Below are 22,440 nucleotides of genomic sequence, written 5' to 3' on the forward strand. Positions count from 1 at the left end.
ACCGGAACCGTTGGCTCCCGGCGCCGTCCAGGTGGCCGTGATCGAAGACCATCCGCTGTACCGCCGTTCGGTGGAGCGCGTCCTCATCGAAGCGCCGGACGTCGAACTGGGCGCGGTGGTCGACTCGGTGGCCCGCTTCCACGTCGCGCGCCAGCCGGCCGGGAGCGTCGTCCTCCTCGATCTCGGCCTGCCCGGCGTCGCCGGTGCGGCCGCGGTGCTCGAAGTGGCGGAGCTGGGCCATCACGTGCTGGTGGTGTCCGCGCAAGCCGAACCGGAGACGGTGCTGGCCGCGATCGCCGCCGGCGCCAAGGGATTCCTGTCGAAGGACGTCGACGTCGACGAGCTGCTCATCGCCATCCGCGCGGTCGCGGGCGGCGGCGCGTACGTGTCGGCAGTCGTCGCCGGAATGATCATCAAGGACAACACCGACCGCCCGGTCACCCGGCCGGAAATGGAGCTGTCGCCGCGCGAAGTGCAGGTGCTGCGGCTCGTCGCGGCGGGGGAACGGGACGTCGACATCGCGCGGATCCTCGACATCGGCGTCCGCACCGTGCGCGGCTATCTCGACCGGATCCGCGACAAGACCGGCGAACGGCGGCGCCCCGGCCTCGTGAAAGAAGCCATCCGCCGCGGGCTGGTGGGGAAGGAAACACTGAGGTGAAAGCCGACGAGGGGCGGCGCCGGAGCGGACCCATCCAGGTCGGGGTGATCGAAGACCACCCGCTGTACCGGGACGCGGTCGCACGCGTGCTGAACGAGGCCCCGGACATCGAACTGGTCGCGGTAGCCGACTCCGTGGCGCGGTTCGCGGTACAGGACCAGCCGCCGGGCAGCGTGGTCGTGCTCGACCTGAAACTGCGCGGCGTCCAGGACGCGGCCGCGGTGCTCGAGGTGGGGCAGATGGGGCACAAGGTGCTCGTGGTGTCCGCGCACGCGGAACAGCCGGAAGTCCTCGGCGCGATGCAGGCCGGCGCCAAGGGATTCCTGTCGAAGGACGTCGACGGGGACGAGCTGCTGCGCGCGATCCGGACCATCGCGGAGGACAACGCCTACGTCTCGCCGACGCTGGCCGGGATGATCATCCAGGACAGCGACGAACGGCACGCGGGACCGAAGATCGTGCTGTCGGAGCGGGAAAAGCAGGTCCTGCGCCTGGTGGCGGCGGGGGAGCGGGACGTCGACGTGGCGGAGATCCTGGACATCAGCGTCCGGACGGTCCGGTCTTATCTGGACCGGATCCGGGACAAGACGGGGGAGCGGCGCCGGGCGGGGTTCGTGCGGGTGGCGATCCGGGAAGGGTTGCTGCGCTGAGGTTTCGCTCGCCCCTGGGCTTTTCCTCGACCGGTGCGCTCGGCGGAGCCACGCGCGGCCCGTCTTCTTGCACGCAGAGCGTGCCCGCCGGTGCTTCGCGCCGGCCCGGCAGGCATCGCGGCAGCGAACCCGCCGCACACCGCGCTGATAGGAAACCCCAATGCCACATTGGGTGCGTCTGACGCACCGAATGCCACATTGGGTGCGTCGCGTGCACCGAACGCCGCATTGGGGCGCAAAGGAACCCGGGTCACAGCCGCCGGTTCGCCAACGCCCCAGTAGCCGTCCGGGCCTTCCCCGTCACCTCCGGCTCCACATCCGCCACCAGCATCTCCACCCCGGCCCCAGCCTGCGCCTCCACCCGGCCGAAACCGTCCGCTACCAGCGAGTACCCGATCCCGGTCGGCGCCTTCGGATTGACCTCCACCCCGGTCACCGAAGGATCAGCCTGCCCGCAAGCCGCCACCCAGCACCCGGAATCCAGCGCCCGCGCGCGCACCAGCACTTCCCACTGCTCCCGCTTCCCGGCGCCCGCGCCCCACGAAGCCGGAACCGCCACCACGTCCGCCCCGTCGTCGGCCAGCCGCCGGAACAGCTCCGGGAACCGCAGGTCATAGCAGGTAGCGACGCCGAACACGGTCCCCTCCGCGGAGAACGTCACGACCTCCGACCCCGGCGCGACAGTGTCCGATTCCGCGAATCCGAACGCGTCGTACAGGTGGATCTTGTCGTACCCGAGATGCTGCCCCAGCCCGGTGACCAGCAGCGTGTTCCGCACCCGGCCGTTGTCGGCGGGCGTGAACATCCCCGCGATCACCAGCACGTCGTGCTCCGCCGCGATCGAAGCCACCGCCGACGCCCACGGACCGTCCAGCGGCTGCGCCACCGGAGCCAGCGGGCGGCCGAAGCGGGCCATCGTCGCCTCCGGGAACACCACCACGCGCGCTCCGGCGGCAGCGGCGCCCTCCACGCCGGAGCGAACCGTTTTCAGGTTTTCTTCCGGGTCGTCGCCCGAGTTGAGCTGGCACAACGCGATCCGGGGCACACGAGCCTCCCTGGTCCGGGGACAGCGGGTCGACACCGAGTATCCCTGCCGGGAGCGCGCGGGCCACCTCGTACCCTGGTGTCCATGTTGAACCGCACCGACCTGCGCGGGCAGGTCCCCTCCGCTGCCGAGCTCCGTGCCGCGCTTCCGCGCGCCGAGTACGACGTGGACGCGGCGCTGCATCATGTCCGGCCGGTGGTCGAGGCCGTGCGGGATCGCGGGGTCGAGGCGGTTCTCGAGTTCACCGAGCGGTTCGACAAGGTGCGCCCGGAGACGGTCCGGGTGCCCGCCGAGGAGCTGGCCAAGGCACTGTCCGAGCTGGACCCGCAGGTCCGCGCCGCGCTGGAGGAGTCCATCAAGCGCGCCCGGAAGGTGCACTCGGACCAGCGCCGCCAGGACGTCACGACGCAGGTCGTCCCCGGAGGCACGGTCACCGAGCGCTGGGTGCCGGTCGACCGCGTCGGCCTGTACGCGCCGGGCGGGCTGGCGGTGTACCCGTCGACCGTGGTGATGAACGTCGTCCCGGCGCAGCTGGCCGGCGTGCGCTCGCTGGTCGTGTGCTCGCCGCCGCAGGCCGCGTTCGGCGGACGGCCGCACCCGACGATCCTGGCCGCGGCCGCGCTGCTCGGCGTGGACGAGGTCTGGGCGGTCGGCGGCGCGCAGGCGGTCGCGCTGGTCGCGTACGGCGGCGTCGACACCGACGGCGCCGAGCTGGCCCCGGTCGACATCGTGACCGGGCCGGGCAACATCTACCTCACCGCGGCCAAGCGCTTGGTCCGCGGCGTGATCGGCATCGACTCCGAGGCCGGTCCCACCGAGATCGCGATCCTCGCCGACGAGACGGCCGACCCGGCGCACGTCGCCGCCGACCTGATCAGCCAGGCCGAGCACGACCCGCTGGCCGCGAGCGTCCTGGTGACCACCTCGGAGGAGCTGGCCGACGCGGTCGACCGCGAACTCGTCACCCGCGTCGCCGCGACGAAGCACTCCGAGCGCGTCGGACAGGCGCTGGGCGGCAAGCAGTCCGGCATCATCCTGGTGTCCACTGTGGACGATGGCCTGCGCGTGGTGGACGCGTATGCCGCCGAGCACCTGGAAATCCAGACCGCGAACGCGCGCGAAGTCGCCGCCCGGGTGCGCAACGCCGGCGCGATCTTCGTCGGCGCGTACGCCCCGGTTTCGCTGGGCGACTACTGCGCGGGCTCGAACCACGTGCTGCCCACCGGCGGGTTCGCGCGGCACTCCTCGGGCCTGTCAGTGCAGAGCTTCCTGAAGGGAATCCACGTCGTGGACTACTCCGAGGACGCCCTGCGCGAGGTCGCCCCCCGCGTCGTCGCCCTCGCCGACGCCGAAGACCTGCCCGCCCACGGCGAAGCCGTCACCGCACGTTTCGAAGGAGACGGCCGATGAACGAAGCCATCCCCGGCGGCGAGGTCACCCTCGCCGAACTCCCGCTGCGCGACGACCTGCGGGGCCGCACCCCGTACGGCGCGCCGCAGCTGGACGTCCCGATCCGGCTCAACACCAACGAAAACCCGTACCCGCCGCCGCCCGAGCTGGTCGACGACGTCGCCGAGGCCGTCCGCGCCGAAGCCGCTTCGCTGCACCGGTACCCGGACCGCGACGCGGTGGCGCTGCGCACTGATCTGGCGGACTACCTGACGGTGTCCACGCGAGTGGTGCTGTCCGAATCCAACGTGTGGGCGGCGAACGGGTCGAACGAGATCCTGCAGCAGATCCTGCAGGCCTTCGGCGGTCCCGGCCGCACCGCGCTGGGCTTCGAGCCGTCGTACTCGATGCACCCGATCATCGCGACCGGCACGCGCACGGACTGGCTGCCGGTGCCGCGCCGCGCGGACTTCTCGCTCGACACCGAGCAGGCCGCCAAGGCGGTCGCCGAACGCAAGCCGGACATCGTCTTCGTGACCAGCCCGAACAACCCGACCGGCGGGTCGATCCCGCTGGACCAGCTGCGCGGCGTGCTCGACGCGGCTCCCGGGATCGTCGTGGTGGACGAGGCGTACGCGGAGTTTTCCTCGCAGGCCAGCGCGATCGAGCTGATCTCGGAGTACCCGGCCAAGCTGATCGTGTCGCGCACGATGAGCAAGGCGTTCGCCTTCGCCGGCGGCCGCCTCGGCTACCTCGCCGCCGCGCCGGCCATGGTGGACGCCCTGCAGCTGGTCCGCCTGCCGTACCACCTTTCCAAGGTCACCCAGGCGGCCGCCCGAGCCGCCCTCCGGCACGCCGACGCCACCCTCGCGTCGGTGCACCGGCTCTCCGCCGAACGCGACCGCGTCGTGGAAGCCTTGCTGGGCTTGGGTTTCACCCCGGTGCCGAGCGACGCCAACTTCGTCCTTTTCGGACAGTTCAGCGACGCGACGGCCAGCTGGCAGTCCTATTTGGACCACGGCGTGCTGATCCGGGACGTGGGCATCGAAGGCCACCTGCGGGTGACCGTCGGCACCCCGGAGGAGAACGACGCCTTCCTCGAGGCGAGTAAGGAAATCAAGCGATGAGCCGCGTCGGAAAGATCGAGCGCACCACCAAGGAATCGTCCATCCTGGTCCAGCTGGACCTCGACGGGACCGGCCAGGTGGACATCGCCACCGGCGTGCCGTTCTACGACCACATGCTCACCGCGTTCGGCGTGCACGGCTCGCTGGACCTGAAGATCGAAGCGACCGGCGACGTCCACATCGACGCCCACCACACCGTCGAAGACACCGCGATCGTGCTCGGCCAGGCACTGCGCCAGGCCCTGGGCGACAAAAGCGGAATCCGCCGCTTCGGCGACGCGTGGATCCCGATGGACGAAACGCTCGCCCACGCCGCGATCGACGTCTCCGGCCGCCCGTACTGCGTGCACGTGGGGGAGCCGGAGGAGTACAACACGTTCACCATCGGCAACAACTACCCCTTCGTCCTGACCCGGCACGTGTTCGACTCGCTGGCGTTCCACGCGCAGATCGCCCTGCACGTGCGGGTGATCCACGGCCGCGACCCGCACCACATCGCGGAAGCGGAGTACAAGGCGGTGGCACGCGCGTTGCGGGCGGCTACGGAGCCGGACCCGCGGGCGGGCGGGATTCCGTCCACGAAGGGCGTGCTTTAACGGCTCACACGCGGAACACCGTGCGCGGTGCGGCGTAGGCGACCGGACCGGGTAAGTGTTTGGCCGCAGGACGACCTGTGTCGCGCGCGGCGAGCGTGATCGAGGTGTGCGGGTCTTGCGCCTGAGTTTCTGGCGAGCGCGAAGCTGTCGCGAGTGCGTTGCGGGCAGCGACGGATCGATCTGCGGGCGGGACTCGGTCCACCAATGTGCCTGTCAGTTCACACGCGGAACACCGTGCGCGGCGCGGCGTAGGCGACCGGACCGGGAAAGTGTTCGGCGGCAAGACGAACCGCGTCGCGTGGGGTGATCGTGTGGCCGAGATGCGTGAGCACCAGTCGTGCGGCTCCGGCAGCCGCGCGGCCTGCTTCCGCCGGAGTCAGGTGTTCCGCGGACGGCTCGATGCTGTCCGCTTCGCACAGGAACAGATCCGTCCCCTCGGCTAACGTCGAAAGCGCCTCGCACGGTCCGGTATCCCCGGAGTACGCGAAAGTCCGCTCCCCGTCAGTGATCCGCACCCCGAACGCCGGGAACCCGTGCGATACGGCCACCGTCTCCAACTGCAGGCCGCCGACCCGGGTCCGGCGCCCGTCGTGCAGCTCCCGCACAGCGAACGCCTCCTCGATCGGCGCGCGGCCGGTGTTGCTGAGAAACGCGGAGATCCGCGCCGCGGTCCCCGGCGGGCCGTACAGCGGGATCGGGCGTCGCAGCCGCAGATCGGCGAACAACAGCGCGTACACCGCCGGTAACAGATCCGCGACGTGGTCCGCGTGCAGATGCGAGATCCAGATCGCGTCCAGCTCCGCCGGCGAGACGTGTTCCTGCAGGGCAGCGAGGGTGCCGGGGCCGGCGTCGAGCCAGATCGCGGTGTCCTCGTGGCGCACCAGGTACCCGGAACACGGAGCGTCCGGGCGGGGGTACGGTGTCGCACTGCCCAGTACCGTCACGGTGAAGGCCATGTGGCACGCTAACCCCTGTGAGCAAAGAGCTGATCGCGGTCCTGCTGCTGGCCCTCGGCGGCTTCCTGGCCGGCGGGGTCTACTCGCTGTGGAAGACCGCGAAGTTCTTCGCCGTGGTGCTGGGCATCGCGGCGGTGCTGGCGATCGGCGGGGCCATCGCCTGGCTCGTCAGCTGACTGGCCCGGACCTTCTCGCAGCTGCCCCGCGCTTCTCCGGCGACTGACGCGGACGGCTCCGCATCTGACGCTCGCCTCCCCGCGACTAACGCACACCCCCTGCACCTCATGCGGGCCTTCCCGCGACTAATGCGCGTCTTCGCACCTGCTGTGGGTTCTTCCCGCCGCGAACGTGCGACTCTCCGCCTCTGACGCAGGCCCCGCACACGCCGCGAACGTGCGGCTCTCCTCTCCTGACGCGGACCCCGCGACGACGTGCGGCTGTGCGCACGTGACACAGGCCCCGCACGCAACAAACGCGTGCCTTTCCGCGTCTAACGCGGGGCCTGTCTTGCGATGAACGCGTGTCTCTCCGCGTCTAACGCGAGGCCCACCTTGCGATGAACGCGTGCCTCTCCGCATGTGACACGGCGCCTGCCTTGCGATGAACGCGTGCCTCTCCGCACGTGACACGGCGCTTGCCTTGCGATGAACCCGTGCCTCTCCGCACGTGACTCGGGCCTTCGCCGCCGCTAACGCACCCTCCCTGCGAACCAACCCCAGCTTCCCCCTAACGACCGCGAACCCTCCACCGACCTACGATTCCAACGGCTGATAAATGCACTCCGCCAACGTCGCGTGCTTCTTCCACCCCAACGTCTCGTACAACGCCCGCCCGGCATCGGTGGCCCCGAGAACGCCAAGCACCGCTCCGTCCGCCACCGCGCGATCGGCCAGTGTGCGCATCACGAAACCGCCCAGTCCGCGTCGCTGGTGGGCCTCCTCGGTCGCCACCCGGTCCACGATCACCGCGTCGCCGACCTTCGCCATCTGGCCCTTCGCCGCCTGCTCGCCCGACGCGTCCAGCACCCGGAGGAACGTGACGGCTCCGCTGGTCTCCGCCGTCACGGTGTAGCCCTCCGGCGCGACCGGGTTCGTCGCCAGCAGATCCGTCGCCATCAGATGGCCGGTGTCCTGCCAGGCGACGATCCAGCCCTCCGGCATCCACGGCTCGAGCGTCTCGGGTTCGGCGGGCGTTTTCAGCCACGTCCGAGGTGCGCTGACCGCGCCCGCGGCGGCACGGACCAGCGATTCCTCAGCTTCCGGCAGGACGTGCCTGCCGACCTCCGCGGGATTGTCCGGGACCTCGACGAAAAGCCCCCATGGCTTCTCGACGGGCGGTGGTGTCTGCCGCGACAACGCCCATCCCGCTACCCAAGTCCGCACCGTGTCTTCGATCATGAAACCAGGGTACGAACCACCACCGACAAAAATCCGGCAAAAGGTCAGACCCGCGTCAGCTCGCGTTCGTCGTCGCCGGGCGCGCCGAGTTCGCGGACCAGGCCTTCGCCTTCGACGTCGACGTTCGGCAGGATCCGGTCCAGCCACTTCGGCAGCCACCACGCACCGCGCCCGAGCAGGGACATCACCGCGGGCACGATGGTCATCCGGATCACGAACGCGTCCACCAGCACGCCGAAGGCCAGCGCGAACCCGATCGACTGGATCAGCGTCGACTCGGCCAGCACGAACCCGGCGAACACCGAGATCATGATCAGCGCCGCCGCCACGACGACCCGCGCTCCGTGCCGGAATCCGGTCACCATCGCTTCCTGCGGCTCGGCTCCGTGCACGTGCTCCTCGCGCATCCGGGTCACCAGGAACACCTGGTAGTCCATCGCGAGCCCGAACAGGACGCCGATCAGCAGGATCGGCAGCATGCTCATGATCGGCCCGGTCGAGGCGACGCCGAGCAGGTCGGTGAGCCAGCCCCACTGGAACACCGCGACGACCGCGCCGAACGTCGCGACCACCGAGCCCAGGAACCCGAGCGTCGCCTTCAGCGGCACCACGACGGACCGGAACACCAGCATCAGCAACAGGAACGCCAGCCCGACGATCAGCGCGAGGTAGGGCAGCATCGCGTCGGACAGTTTCTGCGAGACGTCGATGTTGGCCGCGGTCTGGCCGGTCACCGCGAGGCTGCCGCCGGTGTTTTCCTGCAGTGGACCGGATTGCGCGCGGATCGCCGACACGAGGTCCTCGGTCTGGGTGCTGCTCGGGCCGCTCTTCGGGATCACCGTGAGCACCGCGGTGTCCCCAGCGGGATTGACCTTCGGCGGCGTCACCGCGGCGACGTCCGGCAGCTTGCCGATGTCCGCGGTGGCCTGCTTCAGCGACTCGGGATTGTGGTTCGGGCCGGTGTCGACGACGACCAGCAGCGGTCCGTTCGCGCCCTCGCCGAAGCCCTTGCTGACCAAGTCGTACGCCTTGCGCTGGGTGGTGTCCGGCGCAGCAGTCGAGTCGTTGGGCAGGCCGAGCTGCATGCTCAGCGCGGGAATCGCGACCACGGCCAGCCCGACGAGCGCGGCCAGCAGGACCGGAACCCGGTGCCGCGCAACGAAACGCGCCCAGCGTTCGCCGTGCGTCGGGCCTTCGGTGCGGCGGCGCACGCGGATCTTGTTGCTGCCGACGCGAGCGCCGGCGAAGCCGAGCACAGCGGGCAGCAGCGTCAACGCGATGAGCACGGCGACCACGACGGTCGCCGCGGCGGCCACGCCCATCTGGCCAAGGAACGGAATGCCGACCACAGTCAGCCCGGCCAGCGCGATGATCACGGTGAGCCCGGCGAACACCACAGCGGAACCGGCGGTGCCGACAGCTCGCCCGGCGGCTTCCTCGGGTTCGCGGCCCTCGGCCAGTTCATGTCGATACCGGGAGACGATGAAGAGCGCGTAGTCGATGCCGACCGCGAGCCCGATCATCAACGCCAGCACCGGGGTGTTGGAGTTCAGCTCCATCGAACCGGAGGCCAGCATGATGCCCGCCATCCCGACGCCGACCCCGATCAACGCGGTGAGCAACGGAATCCCGGCGGCGAGCAGCGAGCCGAAAGTAATGATCAGGACGACCGCCGCGACCGCGACACCGAGCCCCTCGGTCGCCCCGGTCGCCGGAATGCCCTGCACCGCGTCGCCGCCGTATTCGACCTGATATCCCAGCTGCTTCGCGTGATCGCCGGTGGCGAGCAGTGCCTGGCGGTCGGCGTCGCTGAGCTCGAAGCCCTTGGCGTGGTAGCTCACCTGCGCGAGCGCGACCCGGCCGTCAGGGGAGACCGACTTCGCCTGGAACGGGTCGACGACCCCGGCCACCTTCGGCGCGGACTTCAGCTTGCCCACCACGCCCTCGACGGCCGCCTGGCCCGCCGGGTCGGTGATCTTCTGCCCGTCCGGCGCGGCGATCGCGACGCGCGCGGTGCCGTCGCCGGCCGCGGCCTGCGGGAAGTTCTCGGCGAGCCGGTCGATCGCCTGCTGCGATTCGGTGCCGGGAATGGTCACCGAATCCGACAGCTTGCCCGACAGCGTGAGCGCGCCCGCGCCCAACGCCGCGAGGACAAGCGCCCAGACCGCCGTCACGAGGGCCCGGCGGCGGAACGACAGCCTGCCGAGCCGGTACAGGAAGGGTGCCACGAGTCGTCTCCGTTCGCGCCCGAAGCGGGCTCTCCGCACTGGAATCGCCCTTTCGAAGCTAGCCGTTCGGCAAGGAGCTGCCAAGCCGATCGGCTAGGATGTGACTAGCCGCACGGCAAGTTTCGGACTAGTCGCTCGGCAAGTATCATGATGTGCTGCGGAGCCGCGCACTCCGCTTGAGGAGGAGGGCGCGATGACGACCGTCGAACCGGTCGCGGACACCCGCACCAGGCTGCTCGCCACCGCACTGCGGCTGTTCTCCGAGCACGGCGTGGAGGGCACGTCGCTGCAGATGATCGCCGACGAGCTGGGTGTCACCAAGGCCGCGGTGTACTACCACTTCAAGACGAAGTCGGAGATCACCGAGGCGGTCGCGGAGCCGGGCATCCGGGAGCTGGACCACCTCGTCGTCGAGGCCGCGAAGCATCCGCGGCACGGCGCGCGGGTGGACCATCTGGTGGACGGTTTCGTCGATCTCGTGGTGCGGCACCGGGTGCTGGTCGCGCTGTTCTCCAGCGACCCCGGCATCGACGCGGCGCTGGCGAAATCGGTGCACGGCGTCGAAGGGTTCAAGCAGGCGCTGATCTCGATCGTGGCCGGCGGGCCGGAGCTGGACGTGACCGCCCGCGTGACGGCGATCGTGGCGTTCACCGGCATCGCGATGGCGGGCGGGGCGCCGGACCTGGCCGAGGTGGACGACGAAACCCTGCGCCGGGAATTGGTCCGGGTGGGCAGGCGGCTGCTCGGCAGGCCGCGCCGCCGGGTCTGCTGAACGCCTCCGGAGTTCTCGAATGCTGAGAACGATGTTGCAGTATTTGGGAACACGCTCCTAATCTCGAAGCATGCCTTCGGAAAGCAGCTACGGGCAGGGGCACGCGGAAAGCGTTGTACGTTCCCAGCATTGGCGCACCGTCGACAATTCGGCGGCCTACCTCGCACCAGAACTGCTTCCCGGGCGGAGCGTGCTGGACGTCGGCTGCGGCCCCGGGACGATCACGGTGGACATCGCCCGCCGAGTGGCCCCTGGCGAGGTGCTCGGCATCGATTTGTCGGAAGCCGTTCTTGAGCAAGCGCGGGCGCACGCGCAGCGCGAAGGCGTCTCCAACGTCCGGTTCGAGCGCGCCGACATCACGGCGGCGCCGGCGGTCGGCCGGTTCGACATCGTGCACGCCCACCAGGTGCTGCTGCATCTGACCGAACCGGTGGCAGCGTTGCGGCACATGCTGGCGCTGGCCAAGCCCGGCGGTGTCGTCGCCGCCCGCGACACCGACTACGCCGCCGCGTTCTGGTGGCCCGCGGACTCGCGGCTGGACCGCTGGCTGGAGGTCTATCGCGCGGTTGCGCACGGCAACGGTTCCGAGCCGGACGCCGGACGGCGGTTGCTGGCCTGGGCGCACTCCGCGGGCGCTCACGACGTCCGGCCGAGCGCCTCCATCTGGTGTCATTCCACGCCGGAGGAACGGGCGTGGTGGGGCGGCATGTGGGCGGACCGGATCCTGGATTCCAAGATCGCCGAGCAGGCCGTGGCAGGCGGGTACGCGTCCGCCGAAGACCTCCTCGAGATCTCCGACGCGTGGCGCGCGTGGGCGGCGGATCCGGACGGCTGGTTCTCGATCCCGCACGGGGAAATCCTGTGCCGCGTGGCCGAAACCGGCTGAAACGCGGCGGATTACGGCAGCCGGGAGTCCTTCAGCGCTTCGGCCGCACGCAGTTCCTCGGCGCTCAACTGATCCGTAGAAACCCGGACGACGGAGCGGAAACGGCGGCACACCGGGCAGCGCTGCAGCCGCCGGTCGCCGAGCCGGATTGCCTTGAACGACACGAGCGGGAGCCAGATCGTGGAGAAATAGTGGCCTTCGCTGCACTGGACGATCGTGTAATCAGCCATAGCCACCTCCTCCGTCTCGACGGACTCAGTATGCGCTACTCAGCCAGAAACTCCGCCGGAACCGCCGAAGTAAGCCACACCCCGTTGTCGCTCACCTGAAACGCGTGCCCGCGCGCGGCCATCTCTCCGGCCGCGACCGTCAACACCACAGGTTTCCCGTGCCGCGAACCGACTTTCCACGCCGTTTCGCGGGTCGCCGACAAATGCACCGCGTGCCGTTTCATCGGCCGCAGCCCCTCCGCCCAGATCGAGGGCAGGAACCGCGTCGCCGTGCCGTGAAAGAGGATTTCGGGCGGCACAGCGTCGGACAGTTCCAGGTCGACGCTGACGCTGTGCCCTTGACTGGCGCGGATCAGCGTCCCTGTCTCATCAAAGGCGAACCGCTGTTTCGCGCAGTTCGCGACGACCTCGTCCAGCTCCGCGCGGCTCACCGGGAAGCGGTGCCGGGCCAGCGCCGCGAGCAGTTCGGCGACCGGGACCCAGCCGCCGGGGGCGAGAGTCAGGCCGAGGCCCGCGGGATCGTGGCGCAAATGCCGGGAAAGCCGTTTCGATACCCGGGTTCGATGTTTCTCGTTCATTTCGACCCGCAGTAACCCACACCGACGCCCTGGCGCGCAACGGAATTCAGATGCCGCCCTCCAGGACCGGGCGGAGCTTGCTGGCGCCGGGGCCGAACCGGGCGAGTTCGTCGTCCGCGTTGTACAGGCCGCAGCTGCGCAGCGACAGGCATCCGCAGCCGACGCAGCCGGTCAGCCGGTCCCGCAGCCGTTGCAGCGCGTCGATCCGGGCGTCGAGTTCGGTCTGCCATTCGCGCGACAGCCGGGCCCAGTCCGCCTTCGTGGGCGCGTGGTCCGCGGGGAGCGTCTCCAGTGCCGCGCTGATGTCTTCCAGCGACAGCCCGACCCGCTGCGCGGCGCGGATGAACGCGATCCGCCGCAGCACCGAGCGCGAGTAGCGGCGCTGGTTGCCCGCCGAGCGCTCGGACGTGATCAGGCCGCGCTCCTCGTAGAACCGCAGCGCCGTGTGCGGGACTCCGCTGCGTTCCGCGACCTGCCCGATGCTCAGCTTGTCCGCCAACCTCGTCATTGCTTCAGGTTAGCGCTTGACCTTCAGTTTGGTCGAGGTTGCATGGTCGGGACATGACCACGACGACATCCGAGCCGGGCTACGCGGACCTGCCCCGGCTGATCTCCCTGATGACCGGCGACGACAAACACCACGCGGCCGCGGAGTCCACAGTGGACGTCCTGTGGGTGCTGTTCGACCGCGTCCTCCGCCTCGGCCCGGAGACCGCCCGCCAGCCTGGACGCGACCGGTTCCTGCTGTCCAAGGGGCACGGTCCGATGGCGTACTACGCGGTGCTCGTCGCGAAAGGCTGGCTGGACGAGGACGAATTGGCCGACTGGAGTTCGGCGCGCTCGCGGCTTGGCCACCATCCCGACCGCGTCCGCGCGCCGGGCGTCGAGATCTCCAGCGGCTCGCTCGGCCACGGCCTGCCGATCGCCATCGGCACCGCGCTCGGCCTGCGCGCCCGCCGGTTCAGCTCGCGCATCGTCACGCTGATCGGCGACGCCGAACTCGACGAAGGCTCCAACCACGAGGCGATCGTCGTCGCCGCGCGGCTCGGGCTCGACAAGCTGACCGCGGTGGTCGTGGACAACCAGTCCTCGAGCCACGGCTGGCCGGGCGGCATCGCGCGCCGCTTCGAAACCGAGGGCTGGGCCGTGCGCACCGTGTCCGGCCGCGACCACGAAGCACTGTACGACGCGTTCACCACCCCTCATCCCGGACGGCCGCTCGCGGTCGTCGCCGTCGTGGAACCGAAAGGCGGGCACTGATGCCGAACATGCGGGACACCTTCCTGTCCACCGCGGAAGAAATCGTCAACACCGACCCGGACGTGGCGGTCGTGCTCGCCGACATCTCGGTCGCGTCGCTCGCCGAGACCGCGCGACGGCATCCGGACCGGGTGATCAACGTCGGGATCCGCGAGCAGCTTCTCGTGAGCACCGGCGCCGGCCTCGCGCTCGCCGGGTTGCGGCCGATCGTCCACACCTTCAACGCGTTCCTCGTGGAGCGCGCGTTCGAACAGATCAAATTGGATCTCAGCCACCAGGAACTCGGCGCGGTGCTGGTGTCCTACGGCGCCTCCTACGACATGCCGATGGAGGGCCGCACGCATCAGGCTCCCGGCGACGTCGCGCTGATCGATTCCCTGCCCGGCTGGTACGTGCACGTTCCCGGCCATCCCGAGGAGGCGCGGCGGCTGCTGCTCGATTCGGTGCCCGGGGACAGCCGGACGTATCTGCGCCTGTCCGCGCAGGAGAATTCGGCGCCGCACCTCGGCGTCGGGCTGCAGACGATCCGCACGGGCACGCGCGGCGTGGTCGTCGCGGTCGGCCCGATGCTGGACCGGGTGCTGGAAGCGACCGAGGGCATGGACGTGACGGTGCTCTACACCTCGACCGTGCGCCCGTTCGACGCCGAAGGACTGCGCGCCGCGGTGCCGGACGTCGCCGATGTGGCGCTGGTGGAGCCGTACCTCAAGGGAACGTCCGCGCATTGCGTCGCCGACGCGCTGGCCGACCGGCCGCACCGGCTGCTGAACCTCGGCACCCGCCGGGACGCCGAGGTGCGGATCTACGGCACGCTCGCCGACCACGATCTCGTGCACGGGCTCGACGCGGGTTCGATCGCGTTGTCCCTCAAGGAATTTTTCACCGGATAAGGCGGGATTCCGGCAGCGGGCAACCGCCCGCGGTCACCAGCCGCCGTCGACGCGCCGCACGGGGGTCGCCGTGCGCGCGGCCGACCGGCGCGCCAGGTCGATCTCCGCGCGGGTCTTCTGCAGCGGGATCGTCAGTTCCCTGAACTGCGGGAACGGCACGCTGTCGATGTCGTCCCGCCATGCTTGGAACATTCGGCACAGCAGGTCGGACTCGGACATCTCGGCCTCTTTTCCGGGTCCGGGCGCCGGCGGCGCCACACGTAGCCTGGTGGGTACCCGATCGGGGCGAGAACGAAACGGCCTCGGAACGAAATTCTCTCGGGGACTAGGCTCGGGCTGTGTCTCGTGTGGTGATCCTCGATTACGGTTCCGGAAATCTCCGCTCCGCCGAGCGCGCCGTCGAGCGCGCGGGCGCCGAGGTGGAGGTCACCGCGGACCCGCACGCCGCGCTCGAAGCCGACGGCCTCGTGGTGCCCGGCGTCGGCGCGTTCTCCGCGTGCATGAGCGGGCTGCTGGGCGTGCACGGGCACCGGATCATCGGCAAACGGCTGGCCGGCGGACGTCCGGTGCTCGGCATCTGCGTCGGCATGCAGATCCTGTTCTCGCGCGGCGTCGAGCACGGCGAGGAGACCGAGGGCACCGGCGAATGGCCGGGCACGGTCGAGCGCCTGCACGCCGACGTGCTCCCGCACATGGGCTGGAACACCGTGCGCCCGCCCGCCGATTCGCAGCTGTTCGCCGGGATCGACCCCGAGGAACGGTTCTATTTCGTGCACTCCTACGCCGCGCGGAAGTGGGAGCTGGACTCCGGCCTCGCCGGCCAGCAGCCCAAGGTGACGTGGGCCAACCACGGCGAGGATTTCGTCGCGGCGGTGGAGAACGGGCCGCTGTGGGCCACCCAGTTCCACCCGGAGAAGTCCGGCGACGCGGGGGCCCGGCTGCTGCGCAACTGGCTCGGCACGCTGGCTTGAGCGGGCCGGGACCTCTGCCGCCGCAGGAGAATGTGCTGCTGCTCACGCTCTGGGCACTGGCGAACCGCTGCGTTCCCGGGGCCGTCCGGCTCAGCGGATATCCCCCGGACGGTGCGCCCGGCCCCGCCGCATAGTCTGTGCGCGTGACTTTCACGCTCCTTCCCGCAGTTGATGTTGCCGACGGCCAGGCGGTCCGACTCGTCCAGGGCGAGGCGGGCACCGAGACTTCCTACGGCAGTCCGCTCGAAGCGGCTCTGCAGTGGCAGCGCGACGGCGCCGAGTGGATCCATCTGGTGGACCTCGACGCGGCGTTCGGCAAGGGCAGCAACCGCGAGCTGCTCGCCGACGTCGTCAAGCGGCTCGACGTGCAGGTGGAGCTGTCCGGCGGCATCCGCGACGACGCTTCGCTCGAGGCCGCGCTCGCCACCGGCGCGCGCCGGGTCAACCTCGGCACCGCGGCGCTGGAGGACCCGGACTGGACGGCGAAGGTCGTTTCCGAATACGGCGACCGCGTCGCGATCGGGCTCGACGTGCGGATCACCGAGGCCGGGCATCGGCTGTCCGCGCGCGGCTGGACGTCCGACGGCGGCGACCTGTGGGAGGTCCTGGAGCGGCTCGACCGCGACGGGGCCAGCCGGTACGTCGTCACCGACGTGAGCAAGGACGGCACGCTGCGCGGCCCGAACCTGGAGCTGCTGCGCGAGGTCGCCGCCCGCACCGACGCGCCGGTCATCGCCTCCGGCGGAGTGTCCAGTGTGGACGATCTGCGCGCGCTGGCCGGGCTGGCGTCGGACGGTGTCGAGGGCTCGATCGTCGGGAAGGCGCTGTACGCGGGCGCTTTCACGCTGCCGGAGGCTCTCGCCGCGGTTCGCTGACGGCGGGAGTTGCTGCGGGGCAACGGAAATCACTCGGCCCGGTCGAGCGCGAGCCGCCCGGCGGGTCCGGCCTTCCTGTCGGAGCGGTTCGGCCGGGCGAGATTTCGCGGTGACCAAGGCTGAAGATCATCATGTCCGCACCAGCGTTTCCCGGACCGAGACGTAGTGCGGGTTGTACATCAGCCCGAGGACGTTGCCCCACGGGTCGATCACCGACGCGGTGATGAATCCGGTGCCGCGGTCGCGCGGGGCGTCGTGGACCTTCGCGCCCATCGCGACGACTCGTTCCAGGGTCGCGGGGACGTCCTCGACGTGCCAGAAAACGACCGCGCCCGCGGGCTGGCCGACGGTGGCGAGGTCGGCGGTCCGGGAGAGTTCGCTGGTGGCGTACGAGCTGTGCACGATGCCGAATTCGTGCTGGTAGTCGCCGATGCGCCACTCCATGTACGCGGGCGTGTCCAGGTACGGCGCGATGCCGAAAAGGTCGGTGTACCAGCGCTTCGCCGCCTCGAAGTCGGGGGAGTAGAAGGTGACGGTGCTGAGTCCTCGAAGCATGTCTGATTCCTTGTCTGCTCGGTTGCGGGACTAGCTTCTCCTTCAAAGTGCTCATCTTCTGAGCACTTTTAGGGAGAGAATCAAAACCATGCGAGCCGACCGTCTTGTCGCCGCCGTCCTGCTGCTGCAGGCCCGCGGCCGGGTGACCGCTGCCGAGCTGGCCGACGACCTGGAGATCTCCGTGGCGACCGCCCGCCGCGACCTGGAAGCGTTGTCGGCGGCCGGGATCCCGGTCTATCCGCAGCCCGGACGCGGCGGCGGATGGTCGCTCGTCGGCGGGGCGCGCACCGATCTCAGCGGGCTGACCGCGGCCGAATCCCAGGCGTTGTTCCTGATGCTGGGCCCGGCGGCGTCCGGCGGTCCGGAATTGTCGTCCGCGTTGCGCAAGCTCGTCCGCGCGCTGCCTGCCACGTTCCGGGCCGACGCCGAAGCCGCCGCGCGGGCCGTCGTGTCCGATCCGGCGGGGTGGGGCGAGCAGGATCGCGAGCCGCCCGCGCTCGTCCAGTCGCTGCAGCAGGCGGTCGTGCGGCGGCGCAAGGTGCGGTTCGACTACAGCGGCAAAGAACGGCTAGTCGATCCTTATGGCCTCGCCGACAAGGACGGCGTTTGGTATCTCATCGCCGGAACTGTTGCGGGGCAACGGACTTTCCGCGTCGACCGGATCTCGGCTGCGGAGACCACGGACCTGCCTTCGCAGCTGCCGGACGACTTCGATCTCCGGGAACAGTGGGCGCGGGTCGTGGCGGAGATGGAGCAGCGGCGTTCGCTCGTGTCGGCCACGGTGCTGGTCGACGCGCGGCACTTGTCCGTGCTGCGGTCGCATTTCGGGCGGCACTGCGAGGTGGTCGGGGAGCGGGACGGCCGGGTCGAGGTGAAGGTGGCGGCGCATTGGGCGCGCTCGATCGCGGAACAGCTGGCGGGTTGGGGAGACCTGGTCGAGGTGGTGGAACCGGAGCCGGTCCGCGCCGAACTCGCCCGCATCGGCCGCGAGCTGACGGCCCGCTATGGCAGCTGAACGATTACCCGCGAGGTAATCGACTCCATGCCCGGGAGCGGACAGGATTGGTTGGCAGGCAACGAAATCGACCCGAGGAGCCGACATGACCGCCTACGCCATCGCCCAGCTGCGCCAGCCCGGAACCGTGGACCCCGAGGTCTACGAGTACATGGAGCTGATCCAGGCGACGCTCGACCCGTTCGAGGGCCGGTTCCTGGTCCACGGCGGACGCACCCGCGTGCTGGAAGGCGTCTGGCCGGGCGGGACTGTGGTGCTCGAATTCCCGGATTTCGCCGCTGCCGAGGCGTGGTACGAGTCGGCGGACTACCGCAAGATCCTCCGCCTGCGCACCGACCATCTGGTGGGCGAGGTGATCCTGGTCGAGGGCTGCGGACCGGACCACGATTCGGCCGCGATGGGCGCCCGGCTCCGCGCGGAGGCCCGGTAGCTCACTCGGCGAGTTTGATCGCGATCCCGATCGTCCGCTCCGGCCCGCCCCGGAGGCGGCTGAAGAACATCGTCACTCGCCCGACGACGCCGTAATCCCGGGCGATGACGCCGCGGATGCGGTCGCTGTCGGCGGCGTCGAGCAGCCGGGCCGTCCCGTGCACTTCGGCGCCGTGCACCCGGCGGCCGCGGACGTCGCACGCCTGCAGCCGTACCTCGCCGTTGTTGCGGATCCGCTTGACCTTGCCCGCGGTGCGTTCGGAGAACAGCACCAGCTCGTCGCCGTCGCGGGAGGCCCACACCGGGGTCGGGACCGCGCGGCCGTCGCGGCGGAAAGTGGTCAGCACGACGTACTTCTCGGCGCCGAGACGCTCCAGTTCGGACATAGCCCCACGGTAGACGGCGTCACAGTCCTTGGCAGCGGTCGGCAGGCTGCTGACCGCCGGGCGCCGTCGGCACGGCGACCGAGGTGCCGTGGTCGGCCACCTTGTGCATCACCACATGGGTCGCCTCCACGTAGCCCCAGGTGAGCAGGACGACCAGTGCCGCGCAAAGGCCGAGAGCCGCTTTTCGCACCCCGAGGCGTCCGAGAAGCGCTGAGATCCCGGCCCCGGCGAGCAGGAACAGCACGAGAGAACTGACCTGCCACAGCGTCACGCCCAACCCCGACCACGGCACGAGATTGCGCAACCGGCAGGTCAGCTGCTCGCCCGCGGTGAGCTGGGCGAGGTAGTTGGCGCCGACGCACCAGGCCACCAGAACGGCGATGATCGCGGCGCCGATGCCGACGGCGGTCGCTATCCGCGAGAACGTGCTCCGAGACTCCCCCAAGTCGGACATGGGTTCACGGTAGCGGTCAGCGGGTGCCGAGCCAGGCGTAATCCGGTGCCGAATCGAGCACGATCCCGTCCGCCACCGCGACGAGCTGTTCGCGCGGCAACCGGCCGGAAGCCGTCAGCCAGCGTCCGGACGAAAGACGCACGGTGACCTGCGCGTCGGCAGGTCCGGAGGCGGGCACGAAAGCCCCGGACAGACCGCGCACCTGCACCGGCCCGGACCCGCCGAGAGCCGGGGATCCGCTACCGATCGTCACGCGCACCTTGCCGCTCGGACCGCTCGCGTCGAGCATGGTCGTCGCGTTGTCCGAGTCGCTGCCGCGCACTGTCGTGGCTTCTTCGCGCATTCCCGTGGGCAGCGGTCCGAACCTCGCCTCACCGCGGACCAGCACGGGCTCCTGGGTTACCGAATCGGCCACCTGCTCAGCCACTGTGCGCGCGTCCGGGACGCCTTCCACCTTCGCGGTCAGCACGTGGCGGTCGTCCGGCATCCAGGTCAGCGTGGCGATGGTGTCGCTCGGGCCGGTCACCATGGCGACCCGTCCGTGCACCACGACCGGGTCCTTCAACGCCGAGATCCGCAGCGCGGTCTGCGCCCATTCCGGATCGGCCGTGGAGTGCGCTGCGACTTCCACCCGGCTCGCTCCGGACTGCCATTGCCGGACCTGCGCGGTGTTCCCCGGCCCGCCCGAGCGGTACTGCTCGGTGAAGCCGTCCGGCAGCCAGCCCGGCGTGTACGCGAGCACCGGGCGTCCGGCGGCGGGCGTGAGCTGCGCGGGCGCTTCGGCGACGGTGGTGACCACCAGCGGCACCCCGGCGGCGACCGCGATCACCGCGGCGGCCACGGCGGCGAGCGCGAGGCGGGGACGGCGGCGGTGCTGGCGTTGCCGGGCGCGAGCGAGCGCGTTGAGCACCTCGTTGCCGTCCGGTGCCTGCTCCGCGAGCCGTTCGAGGCTGTCGCGCACCAGCGTCTCGGTCTCGTTCGACGGGGTCATTCTCCTGCTCCGGTGGTGAGGACGGGCGGCAACGAGGGCATGCCGGCGCGCAGTGTCGCCAGCGCGCGCGAGATTTGGCTGCGGACGGTCGAGACGCCGCAGCGGAGGAAATCGGCGATTTCGGAGTCGGTGTAGTTCTCGTAGTAGCGGAGCACGACCGCGGCGCGTTGTTTCCGCGGCAGGGTGGCCAGCAAAGCGAGCATTTCGTCGCGTTCGTCGTAGGCGGTGCTGGGATCGGCGGTCGGCGGCCCGAGCGCGTCGAGCACCGAATGGTTCGACGGGACCACGCGGCGGGCGGCGCGGCGGCGCCACGAGAGGTACTCGTTGGTGATCATCCGGCGGACGTAGGTGGGCGGCGATTCGATCTTCGACCAGCGCTGCTGGGCGCGCAGCAGCACGTCTTGGACGATGTCCTGCGCCAGATGCGGGTCGTCGGCGAGGACGGTCGCGTAGCGCAGCAGCCCGTCGAGGCGTTCCGCCACGAAATCGTCGAAACCGGTGGTCACGATCATGAGACGCGCGAGGGTGCGGTTTTGATGCATCGGATCCGCGAATTAGTGACGAAGCCGTCGCGGCGGGCTCGACCGAGCGGCCGACTAGGCTGGACCGCATGGCTGTGGCGGTTCGGGTGATTCCCTGTCTCGACGTCGACGCAGGCCGGGTCGTGAAGGGCGTCAACTTCGCCGACCTGCGCGACGCGGGCGACCCGGTGGAGCTCGCGCGCCGGTACGACGCCGAGGGCGCGGACGAGCTGACCTTCCTCGACGTCACCGCGTCCTCCGGCGATCGCGAAACCACCTTCGACGTGGTCCGCCGCACCGCCGAGCAGGTCTTCATCCCGCTCACTGTCGGCGGCGGCGTGCGCTCCACCGAGGACGTCAACCGGCTGCTGCGCACCGGCGCGGACAAGGTCAGCATCAACACGGCCGCGATCGCGCGCCCGGAGCTGCTGCGCGAGGCCTCGCGCCGGTTCGGGGCGCAGTGTGTCGTGCTGTCCGTCGACGCGCGGCGAGTGCCCGAAGGCAGCGAACCGACGGCGTCCGGCTTCGAGGTCACCACGCACGGCGGTCGTCGTGGCACCGGAATCGACGCGGTGGAATGGGCCGCGCGCGGCGAGGAACTCGGCGTCGGCGAGATCCTGCTCAACTCGATGGACGCGGACGGCACCAAAACCGGCTTCGACCTCGAACTGATCGAGCTGGTCCGCAAAGCGGTGCGAGTCCCGGTGATCGCCAGCGGCGGCGCGGGCGCGACCGAACACTTCCTGCCCGCCGTGGAAGCCGGTGCCGACGCGGTGCTGGCGGCGAGCGTATTCCACTTCGGACAGTTGACGATCGGCGACGTGAAGGGCGCGCTGCGCACCGGCGGGGTGGTCGTGCGATGAGCCTCTCGCCGGAACTTTCCGCCCGGCTGAAGCGGAACGCGGACGGCCTGATCGCCGCGGTCGTGGTGGACCACGCGACGTCGGACGTGCTGATGATGGCGTGGATGAACGACGACGCGCTGGAATCCACGCTCACGACGCGGCGCGGGACGTACTGGTCGCGCAGCCGCCAGGAGCTGTGGGTGAAGGGCGAGACCTCGGGGCACGTCCAGCACGTGCGAGAGGTCCGCATCGACTGCGACGGCGACACGGTGCTGCTGCGGGTGGACCAGACCGGTCCGGCTTGCCACACCGGTACGCACACGTGTTTCGACACCGAGGAACGGCTGCTGCTCGCGGACGAGAGCGCGTGATGACCGTCGTCGCGAACGTGCTGATCGGGCTCGTCGCCCTGATCCACCTGTACATCGTCGTGCTGGAGATGGCTCTGTGGACCACGCCGCGGGCGCGCGCGGCGTTCGGCACCACCGAGGAATTCGCCAGGGAGAGCAAGACGCTGGCGGCGAACCAGGGGCTGTACAACGGTTTCCTCGCCGCCGCGCTGATCTGGGGCCTGATCGCGGCCGACCCGGCGGGCTTCCAGCTGAAGCTGTACGGCTTGGCGTGCGTGATCGTGGCCGGTCTCTACGGGGCCGCGACGTCGTCGAAGCGGATCCTGTTCGTGCAGGTGCTGCCGGGCGGGCTCGCGCTGCTCTTTTTGCTGCTGTCGCGCTGA

General features: G+C 70.2%; 30 protein-coding genes. 17 read left to right on the top strand and 13 right to left on the bottom strand.

Annotated elements, in window-relative coordinates:
• The first annotated feature begins 10 nt into the window (after positions 1-10).
• Both ACFXI3_RS12605 and ACFXI3_RS12610 read left to right on the top strand, forming a co-directional pair.
• Positions 11-661, top strand: a complete 651-nt coding sequence (locus ACFXI3_RS12605) for a response regulator (RefSeq protein ID WP_378399659.1) — start codon at positions 11-13, stop codon at positions 659-661.
• Positions 658-1,311: a response regulator transcription factor gene (locus ACFXI3_RS12610; RefSeq protein WP_116202251.1), complete on the top strand. Its 654-nt coding sequence runs from the start codon at positions 658-660 to the stop codon at positions 1,309-1,311. Before ACFXI3_RS12605 ends, ACFXI3_RS12610 begins: the two co-directional genes overlap by 4 nt.
• A gap of 250 nt (positions 1,312-1,561) precedes the next feature.
• On the opposite strand, the gene ACFXI3_RS12615 is transcribed toward ACFXI3_RS12610, so the two are convergent.
• Positions 1,562-2,356 (bottom strand): carbon-nitrogen hydrolase family protein, encoded by a 795-nt coding sequence (locus ACFXI3_RS12615; protein ID WP_378399601.1) that lies wholly within the window; start codon positions 2,354-2,356, stop codon positions 1,562-1,564.
• Positions 2,357-2,440: 84 nt separating this feature from the next.
• On the opposite strand from ACFXI3_RS12615, the gene hisD reads away from it, so the two are divergent.
• Genes hisD through hisB form a run of 3 tightly spaced genes read left to right on the top strand, consistent with a single transcriptional unit; the run spans position 2,441 to position 5,468 of the window.
• Positions 2,441-3,766, top strand: a complete 1,326-nt coding sequence (gene hisD, locus ACFXI3_RS12620; protein ID WP_344268171.1) for a histidinol dehydrogenase — start codon at positions 2,441-2,443, stop codon at positions 3,764-3,766.
• The gene (locus ACFXI3_RS12625; protein WP_378399602.1) at positions 3,763-4,872 is read left to right on the top strand and encodes a histidinol-phosphate transaminase; all 1,110 of its coding nucleotides are present in this window, start codon (positions 3,763-3,765) and stop codon (positions 4,870-4,872) included. The genes hisD and ACFXI3_RS12625 overlap by 4 nt, the downstream gene beginning before the upstream one ends.
• On the top strand, positions 4,869-5,468 hold the full coding sequence (gene hisB, locus ACFXI3_RS12630; protein ID WP_378399603.1) for an imidazoleglycerol-phosphate dehydratase HisB: 600 nt from the start codon (positions 4,869-4,871) through the stop codon (positions 5,466-5,468). The genes ACFXI3_RS12625 and hisB overlap by 4 nt, the downstream gene beginning before the upstream one ends.
• 218 nt (positions 5,469-5,686) lie before the next feature.
• Here the strand turns inward: hisB and ACFXI3_RS12635 are convergent, their stop codons facing one another.
• On the bottom strand, positions 5,687-6,424 hold the full coding sequence (locus ACFXI3_RS12635) for an MBL fold metallo-hydrolase (RefSeq protein WP_344268162.1): 738 nt from the start codon (positions 6,422-6,424) through the stop codon (positions 5,687-5,689).
• 17 nt (positions 6,425-6,441) lie between these two features.
• Between ACFXI3_RS12635 and ACFXI3_RS12640 the strand changes: the two genes are divergently transcribed.
• Entirely contained in the window at positions 6,442-6,600 is a 159-nt protein-coding gene (locus ACFXI3_RS12640; protein ID WP_162836028.1) for a hypothetical protein, read from the top strand.
• A 576-nt stretch (positions 6,601-7,176) separates the two neighbouring features.
• Here ACFXI3_RS12640 and ACFXI3_RS12645 read toward each other — a convergent pair.
• Positions 7,177-7,821 (bottom strand): GNAT family N-acetyltransferase, encoded by a 645-nt coding sequence (locus ACFXI3_RS12645; RefSeq protein WP_378399604.1) that lies wholly within the window; start codon positions 7,819-7,821, stop codon positions 7,177-7,179.
• A 44-nt stretch (positions 7,822-7,865) separates the two neighbouring features.
• On the bottom strand, positions 7,866-10,049 hold the full coding sequence (locus ACFXI3_RS12650) for an MMPL family transporter (protein ID WP_378399605.1): 2,184 nt from the start codon (positions 10,047-10,049) through the stop codon (positions 7,866-7,868).
• A gap of 193 nt (positions 10,050-10,242) precedes the next feature.
• On the opposite strand from ACFXI3_RS12650, the gene ACFXI3_RS12655 reads away from it, so the two are divergent.
• Positions 10,243-10,821, top strand: a complete 579-nt coding sequence (locus tag ACFXI3_RS12655) for a TetR/AcrR family transcriptional regulator (RefSeq protein WP_344268153.1) — start codon at positions 10,243-10,245, stop codon at positions 10,819-10,821.
• Between the two features lie 70 nt (positions 10,822-10,891).
• Positions 10,892-11,707: a class I SAM-dependent methyltransferase gene (locus ACFXI3_RS12660; protein WP_378399606.1), complete on the top strand. Its 816-nt coding sequence runs from the start codon at positions 10,892-10,894 to the stop codon at positions 11,705-11,707.
• Positions 11,708-11,718: 11 nt separating this feature from the next.
• On the opposite strand, the gene ACFXI3_RS12665 is transcribed toward ACFXI3_RS12660, so the two are convergent.
• Genes ACFXI3_RS12665 through soxR form a run of 3 tightly spaced genes read right to left on the bottom strand, consistent with a single transcriptional unit; the run spans position 11,719 to position 13,023 of the window.
• The gene (locus ACFXI3_RS12665) at positions 11,719-11,937 is read right to left on the bottom strand and encodes a hypothetical protein (RefSeq protein ID WP_378399607.1); all 219 of its coding nucleotides are present in this window, start codon (positions 11,935-11,937) and stop codon (positions 11,719-11,721) included.
• A 35-nt stretch (positions 11,938-11,972) separates the two neighbouring features.
• Positions 11,973-12,515, bottom strand: coding sequence for an RNA 2'-phosphotransferase (locus ACFXI3_RS12670; RefSeq protein WP_378399608.1), 543 nt, complete (start codon positions 12,513-12,515; stop codon positions 11,973-11,975).
• A gap of 46 nt (positions 12,516-12,561) precedes the next feature.
• The gene (soxR, locus tag ACFXI3_RS12675) at positions 12,562-13,023 is read right to left on the bottom strand and encodes a redox-sensitive transcriptional activator SoxR (protein ID WP_344268145.1); all 462 of its coding nucleotides are present in this window, start codon (positions 13,021-13,023) and stop codon (positions 12,562-12,564) included.
• Between the two features lie 53 nt (positions 13,024-13,076).
• On the opposite strand from soxR, the gene ACFXI3_RS12680 reads away from it, so the two are divergent.
• Positions 13,077-13,775, top strand: coding sequence for a thiamine pyrophosphate-dependent enzyme (locus ACFXI3_RS12680; RefSeq protein WP_344268143.1), 699 nt, complete (start codon positions 13,077-13,079; stop codon positions 13,773-13,775).
• Entirely contained in the window at positions 13,775-14,665 is an 891-nt protein-coding gene (locus ACFXI3_RS12685) for a transketolase family protein (RefSeq protein ID WP_378399609.1), read from the top strand. Before ACFXI3_RS12680 ends, ACFXI3_RS12685 begins: the two co-directional genes overlap by 1 nt.
• A 33-nt stretch (positions 14,666-14,698) precedes the next feature.
• Here the strand turns inward: ACFXI3_RS12685 and ACFXI3_RS12690 are convergent, their stop codons facing one another.
• Positions 14,699-14,884: a hypothetical protein gene (locus tag ACFXI3_RS12690; RefSeq protein WP_344268139.1), complete on the bottom strand. Its 186-nt coding sequence runs from the start codon at positions 14,882-14,884 to the stop codon at positions 14,699-14,701.
• Positions 14,885-15,012: 128 nt separating this feature from the next.
• On the opposite strand from ACFXI3_RS12690, the gene hisH reads away from it, so the two are divergent.
• Both hisH and priA read left to right on the top strand, forming a co-directional pair.
• A complete protein-coding gene (gene hisH / locus ACFXI3_RS12695) occupies positions 15,013-15,636 on the top strand; it encodes an imidazole glycerol phosphate synthase subunit HisH (protein ID WP_344268567.1) in 624 nt (207 codons plus the stop codon).
• Between the two features lie 143 nt (positions 15,637-15,779).
• A complete protein-coding gene (gene priA / locus ACFXI3_RS12700) occupies positions 15,780-16,511 on the top strand; it encodes a bifunctional 1-(5-phosphoribosyl)-5-((5-phosphoribosylamino)methylideneamino)imidazole-4-carboxamide isomerase/phosphoribosylanthranilate isomerase PriA (protein WP_344268137.1) in 732 nt (243 codons plus the stop codon).
• A gap of 129 nt (positions 16,512-16,640) precedes the next feature.
• Here priA and ACFXI3_RS12705 read toward each other — a convergent pair whose 3' ends face one another.
• Positions 16,641-17,066, bottom strand: coding sequence for a VOC family protein (locus ACFXI3_RS12705; RefSeq protein WP_378399610.1), 426 nt, complete (start codon positions 17,064-17,066; stop codon positions 16,641-16,643).
• Between the two features lie 88 nt (positions 17,067-17,154).
• Here ACFXI3_RS12705 and ACFXI3_RS12710 point away from each other — a divergent pair, with 88 nt between their 5' ends.
• Positions 17,155-18,081 (top strand): YafY family protein, encoded by a 927-nt coding sequence (locus ACFXI3_RS12710; RefSeq protein WP_344268133.1) that lies wholly within the window; start codon positions 17,155-17,157, stop codon positions 18,079-18,081.
• A gap of 85 nt (positions 18,082-18,166) precedes the next feature.
• Positions 18,167-18,511 carry a DUF1330 domain-containing protein gene (locus tag ACFXI3_RS12715; RefSeq protein WP_344268131.1) on the top strand — a complete coding sequence of 115 codons (345 nt, stop codon included), beginning with the start codon at positions 18,167-18,169 and terminating at the stop codon, positions 18,509-18,511.
• A 1-nt stretch (position 18,512) separates the two neighbouring features.
• On the opposite strand, the gene ACFXI3_RS12720 is transcribed toward ACFXI3_RS12715, so the two are convergent.
• The 4 genes from ACFXI3_RS12720 to ACFXI3_RS12735 are packed head-to-tail and all read right to left on the bottom strand — an operon-like array spanning position 18,513 to position 20,853.
• The gene (locus ACFXI3_RS12720) at positions 18,513-18,896 is read right to left on the bottom strand and encodes a PPOX class F420-dependent oxidoreductase (protein WP_378399611.1); all 384 of its coding nucleotides are present in this window, start codon (positions 18,894-18,896) and stop codon (positions 18,513-18,515) included.
• Positions 18,897-18,915: 19 nt separating this feature from the next.
• The gene (locus tag ACFXI3_RS12725) at positions 18,916-19,350 is read right to left on the bottom strand and encodes a hypothetical protein (RefSeq protein WP_378399612.1); all 435 of its coding nucleotides are present in this window, start codon (positions 19,348-19,350) and stop codon (positions 18,916-18,918) included.
• A gap of 16 nt (positions 19,351-19,366) precedes the next feature.
• Positions 19,367-20,341 carry a hypothetical protein gene (locus ACFXI3_RS12730; protein WP_378399613.1) on the bottom strand — a complete coding sequence of 325 codons (975 nt, stop codon included), beginning with the start codon at positions 20,339-20,341 and terminating at the stop codon, positions 19,367-19,369.
• The gene (locus tag ACFXI3_RS12735) at positions 20,338-20,853 is read right to left on the bottom strand and encodes a SigE family RNA polymerase sigma factor (RefSeq protein WP_378399614.1); all 516 of its coding nucleotides are present in this window, start codon (positions 20,851-20,853) and stop codon (positions 20,338-20,340) included. Before ACFXI3_RS12735 ends, ACFXI3_RS12730 begins: the two co-directional genes overlap by 4 nt.
• 98 nt (positions 20,854-20,951) lie before the next feature.
• Between ACFXI3_RS12735 and hisF the strand changes: the two genes are divergently transcribed.
• Genes hisF through ACFXI3_RS12750 form a run of 3 tightly spaced genes read left to right on the top strand, consistent with a single transcriptional unit; the run spans position 20,952 to position 22,440 of the window.
• On the top strand, positions 20,952-21,725 hold the full coding sequence (gene hisF / locus ACFXI3_RS12740; protein ID WP_344268121.1) for an imidazole glycerol phosphate synthase subunit HisF: 774 nt from the start codon (positions 20,952-20,954) through the stop codon (positions 21,723-21,725).
• Complete coding sequence (gene hisI / locus ACFXI3_RS12745; protein WP_378399615.1) at positions 21,722-22,078, top strand: phosphoribosyl-AMP cyclohydrolase; 357 nt, start codon at positions 21,722-21,724, stop codon at positions 22,076-22,078. The genes hisF and hisI overlap by 4 nt, the downstream gene beginning before the upstream one ends.
• Positions 22,078-22,440: a DUF1304 domain-containing protein gene (locus ACFXI3_RS12750; protein ID WP_378399616.1), complete on the top strand. Its 363-nt coding sequence runs from the start codon at positions 22,078-22,080 to the stop codon at positions 22,438-22,440. Before hisI ends, ACFXI3_RS12750 begins: the two co-directional genes overlap by 1 nt.

The sequence above is a fragment of the Amycolatopsis sp. NPDC059235 genome (genome assembly GCF_042754125.1).
In the GTDB taxonomy this organism is placed as follows: Bacteria; Actinomycetota; Actinomycetes; order Mycobacteriales; family Pseudonocardiaceae; genus Amycolatopsis; species Amycolatopsis albidoflava.

Coding starts and splice junctions, on each gene's coding strand:
- hisD (WP_344268171.1), top strand. CDS start 2,441: ATGTTGAACCGCACCGACCTGCGCGGGCAGGTCCCCTCCGCTGCCGAG.
- ACFXI3_RS12625 (WP_378399602.1), top strand. CDS start 3,763: ATGAACGAAGCCATCCCCGGCGGCGAGGTCACCCTCGCCGAACTCCCG.
- hisB (WP_378399603.1), top strand. CDS start 4,869: ATGAGCCGCGTCGGAAAGATCGAGCGCACCACCAAGGAATCGTCCATC.
- ACFXI3_RS12635 (WP_344268162.1), bottom strand. CDS start 6,424: ATGGCCTTCACCGTGACGGTACTGGGCAGTGCGACACCGTACCCCCGC.
- ACFXI3_RS12645 (WP_378399604.1), bottom strand. CDS start 7,821: ATGATCGAAGACACGGTGCGGACTTGGGTAGCGGGATGGGCGTTGTCG.
- ACFXI3_RS12655 (WP_344268153.1), top strand. CDS start 10,243: ATGACGACCGTCGAACCGGTCGCGGACACCCGCACCAGGCTGCTCGCC.
- ACFXI3_RS12660 (WP_378399606.1), top strand. CDS start 10,892: ATGCCTTCGGAAAGCAGCTACGGGCAGGGGCACGCGGAAAGCGTTGTA.
- ACFXI3_RS12665 (WP_378399607.1), bottom strand. CDS start 11,937: ATGGCTGATTACACGATCGTCCAGTGCAGCGAAGGCCACTATTTCTCC.
- ACFXI3_RS12670 (WP_378399608.1), bottom strand. CDS start 12,515: ATGAACGAGAAACATCGAACCCGGGTATCGAAACGGCTTTCCCGGCAT.
- soxR (WP_344268145.1), bottom strand. CDS start 13,023: ATGACGAGGTTGGCGGACAAGCTGAGCATCGGGCAGGTCGCGGAACGC.
- ACFXI3_RS12680 (WP_344268143.1), top strand. CDS start 13,077: ATGACCACGACGACATCCGAGCCGGGCTACGCGGACCTGCCCCGGCTG.
- ACFXI3_RS12685 (WP_378399609.1), top strand. CDS start 13,775: ATGCCGAACATGCGGGACACCTTCCTGTCCACCGCGGAAGAAATCGTC.
- ACFXI3_RS12690 (WP_344268139.1), bottom strand. CDS start 14,884: ATGTCCGAGTCCGACCTGCTGTGCCGAATGTTCCAAGCATGGCGGGAC.
- ACFXI3_RS12705 (WP_378399610.1), bottom strand. CDS start 17,066: ATGCTTCGAGGACTCAGCACCGTCACCTTCTACTCCCCCGACTTCGAG.
- ACFXI3_RS12710 (WP_344268133.1), top strand. CDS start 17,155: ATGCGAGCCGACCGTCTTGTCGCCGCCGTCCTGCTGCTGCAGGCCCGC.
- ACFXI3_RS12715 (WP_344268131.1), top strand. CDS start 18,167: ATGACCGCCTACGCCATCGCCCAGCTGCGCCAGCCCGGAACCGTGGAC.
- ACFXI3_RS12720 (WP_378399611.1), bottom strand. CDS start 18,896: ATGTCCGAACTGGAGCGTCTCGGCGCCGAGAAGTACGTCGTGCTGACC.
- ACFXI3_RS12725 (WP_378399612.1), bottom strand. CDS start 19,350: ATGTCCGACTTGGGGGAGTCTCGGAGCACGTTCTCGCGGATAGCGACC.
- ACFXI3_RS12730 (WP_378399613.1), bottom strand. CDS start 20,341: ATGACCCCGTCGAACGAGACCGAGACGCTGGTGCGCGACAGCCTCGAA.
- ACFXI3_RS12735 (WP_378399614.1), bottom strand. CDS start 20,853: ATGATCGTGACCACCGGTTTCGACGATTTCGTGGCGGAACGCCTCGAC.
- hisF (WP_344268121.1), top strand. CDS start 20,952: ATGGCTGTGGCGGTTCGGGTGATTCCCTGTCTCGACGTCGACGCAGGC.
- hisI (WP_378399615.1), top strand. CDS start 21,722: ATGAGCCTCTCGCCGGAACTTTCCGCCCGGCTGAAGCGGAACGCGGAC.
- ACFXI3_RS12750 (WP_378399616.1), top strand. CDS start 22,078: ATGACCGTCGTCGCGAACGTGCTGATCGGGCTCGTCGCCCTGATCCAC.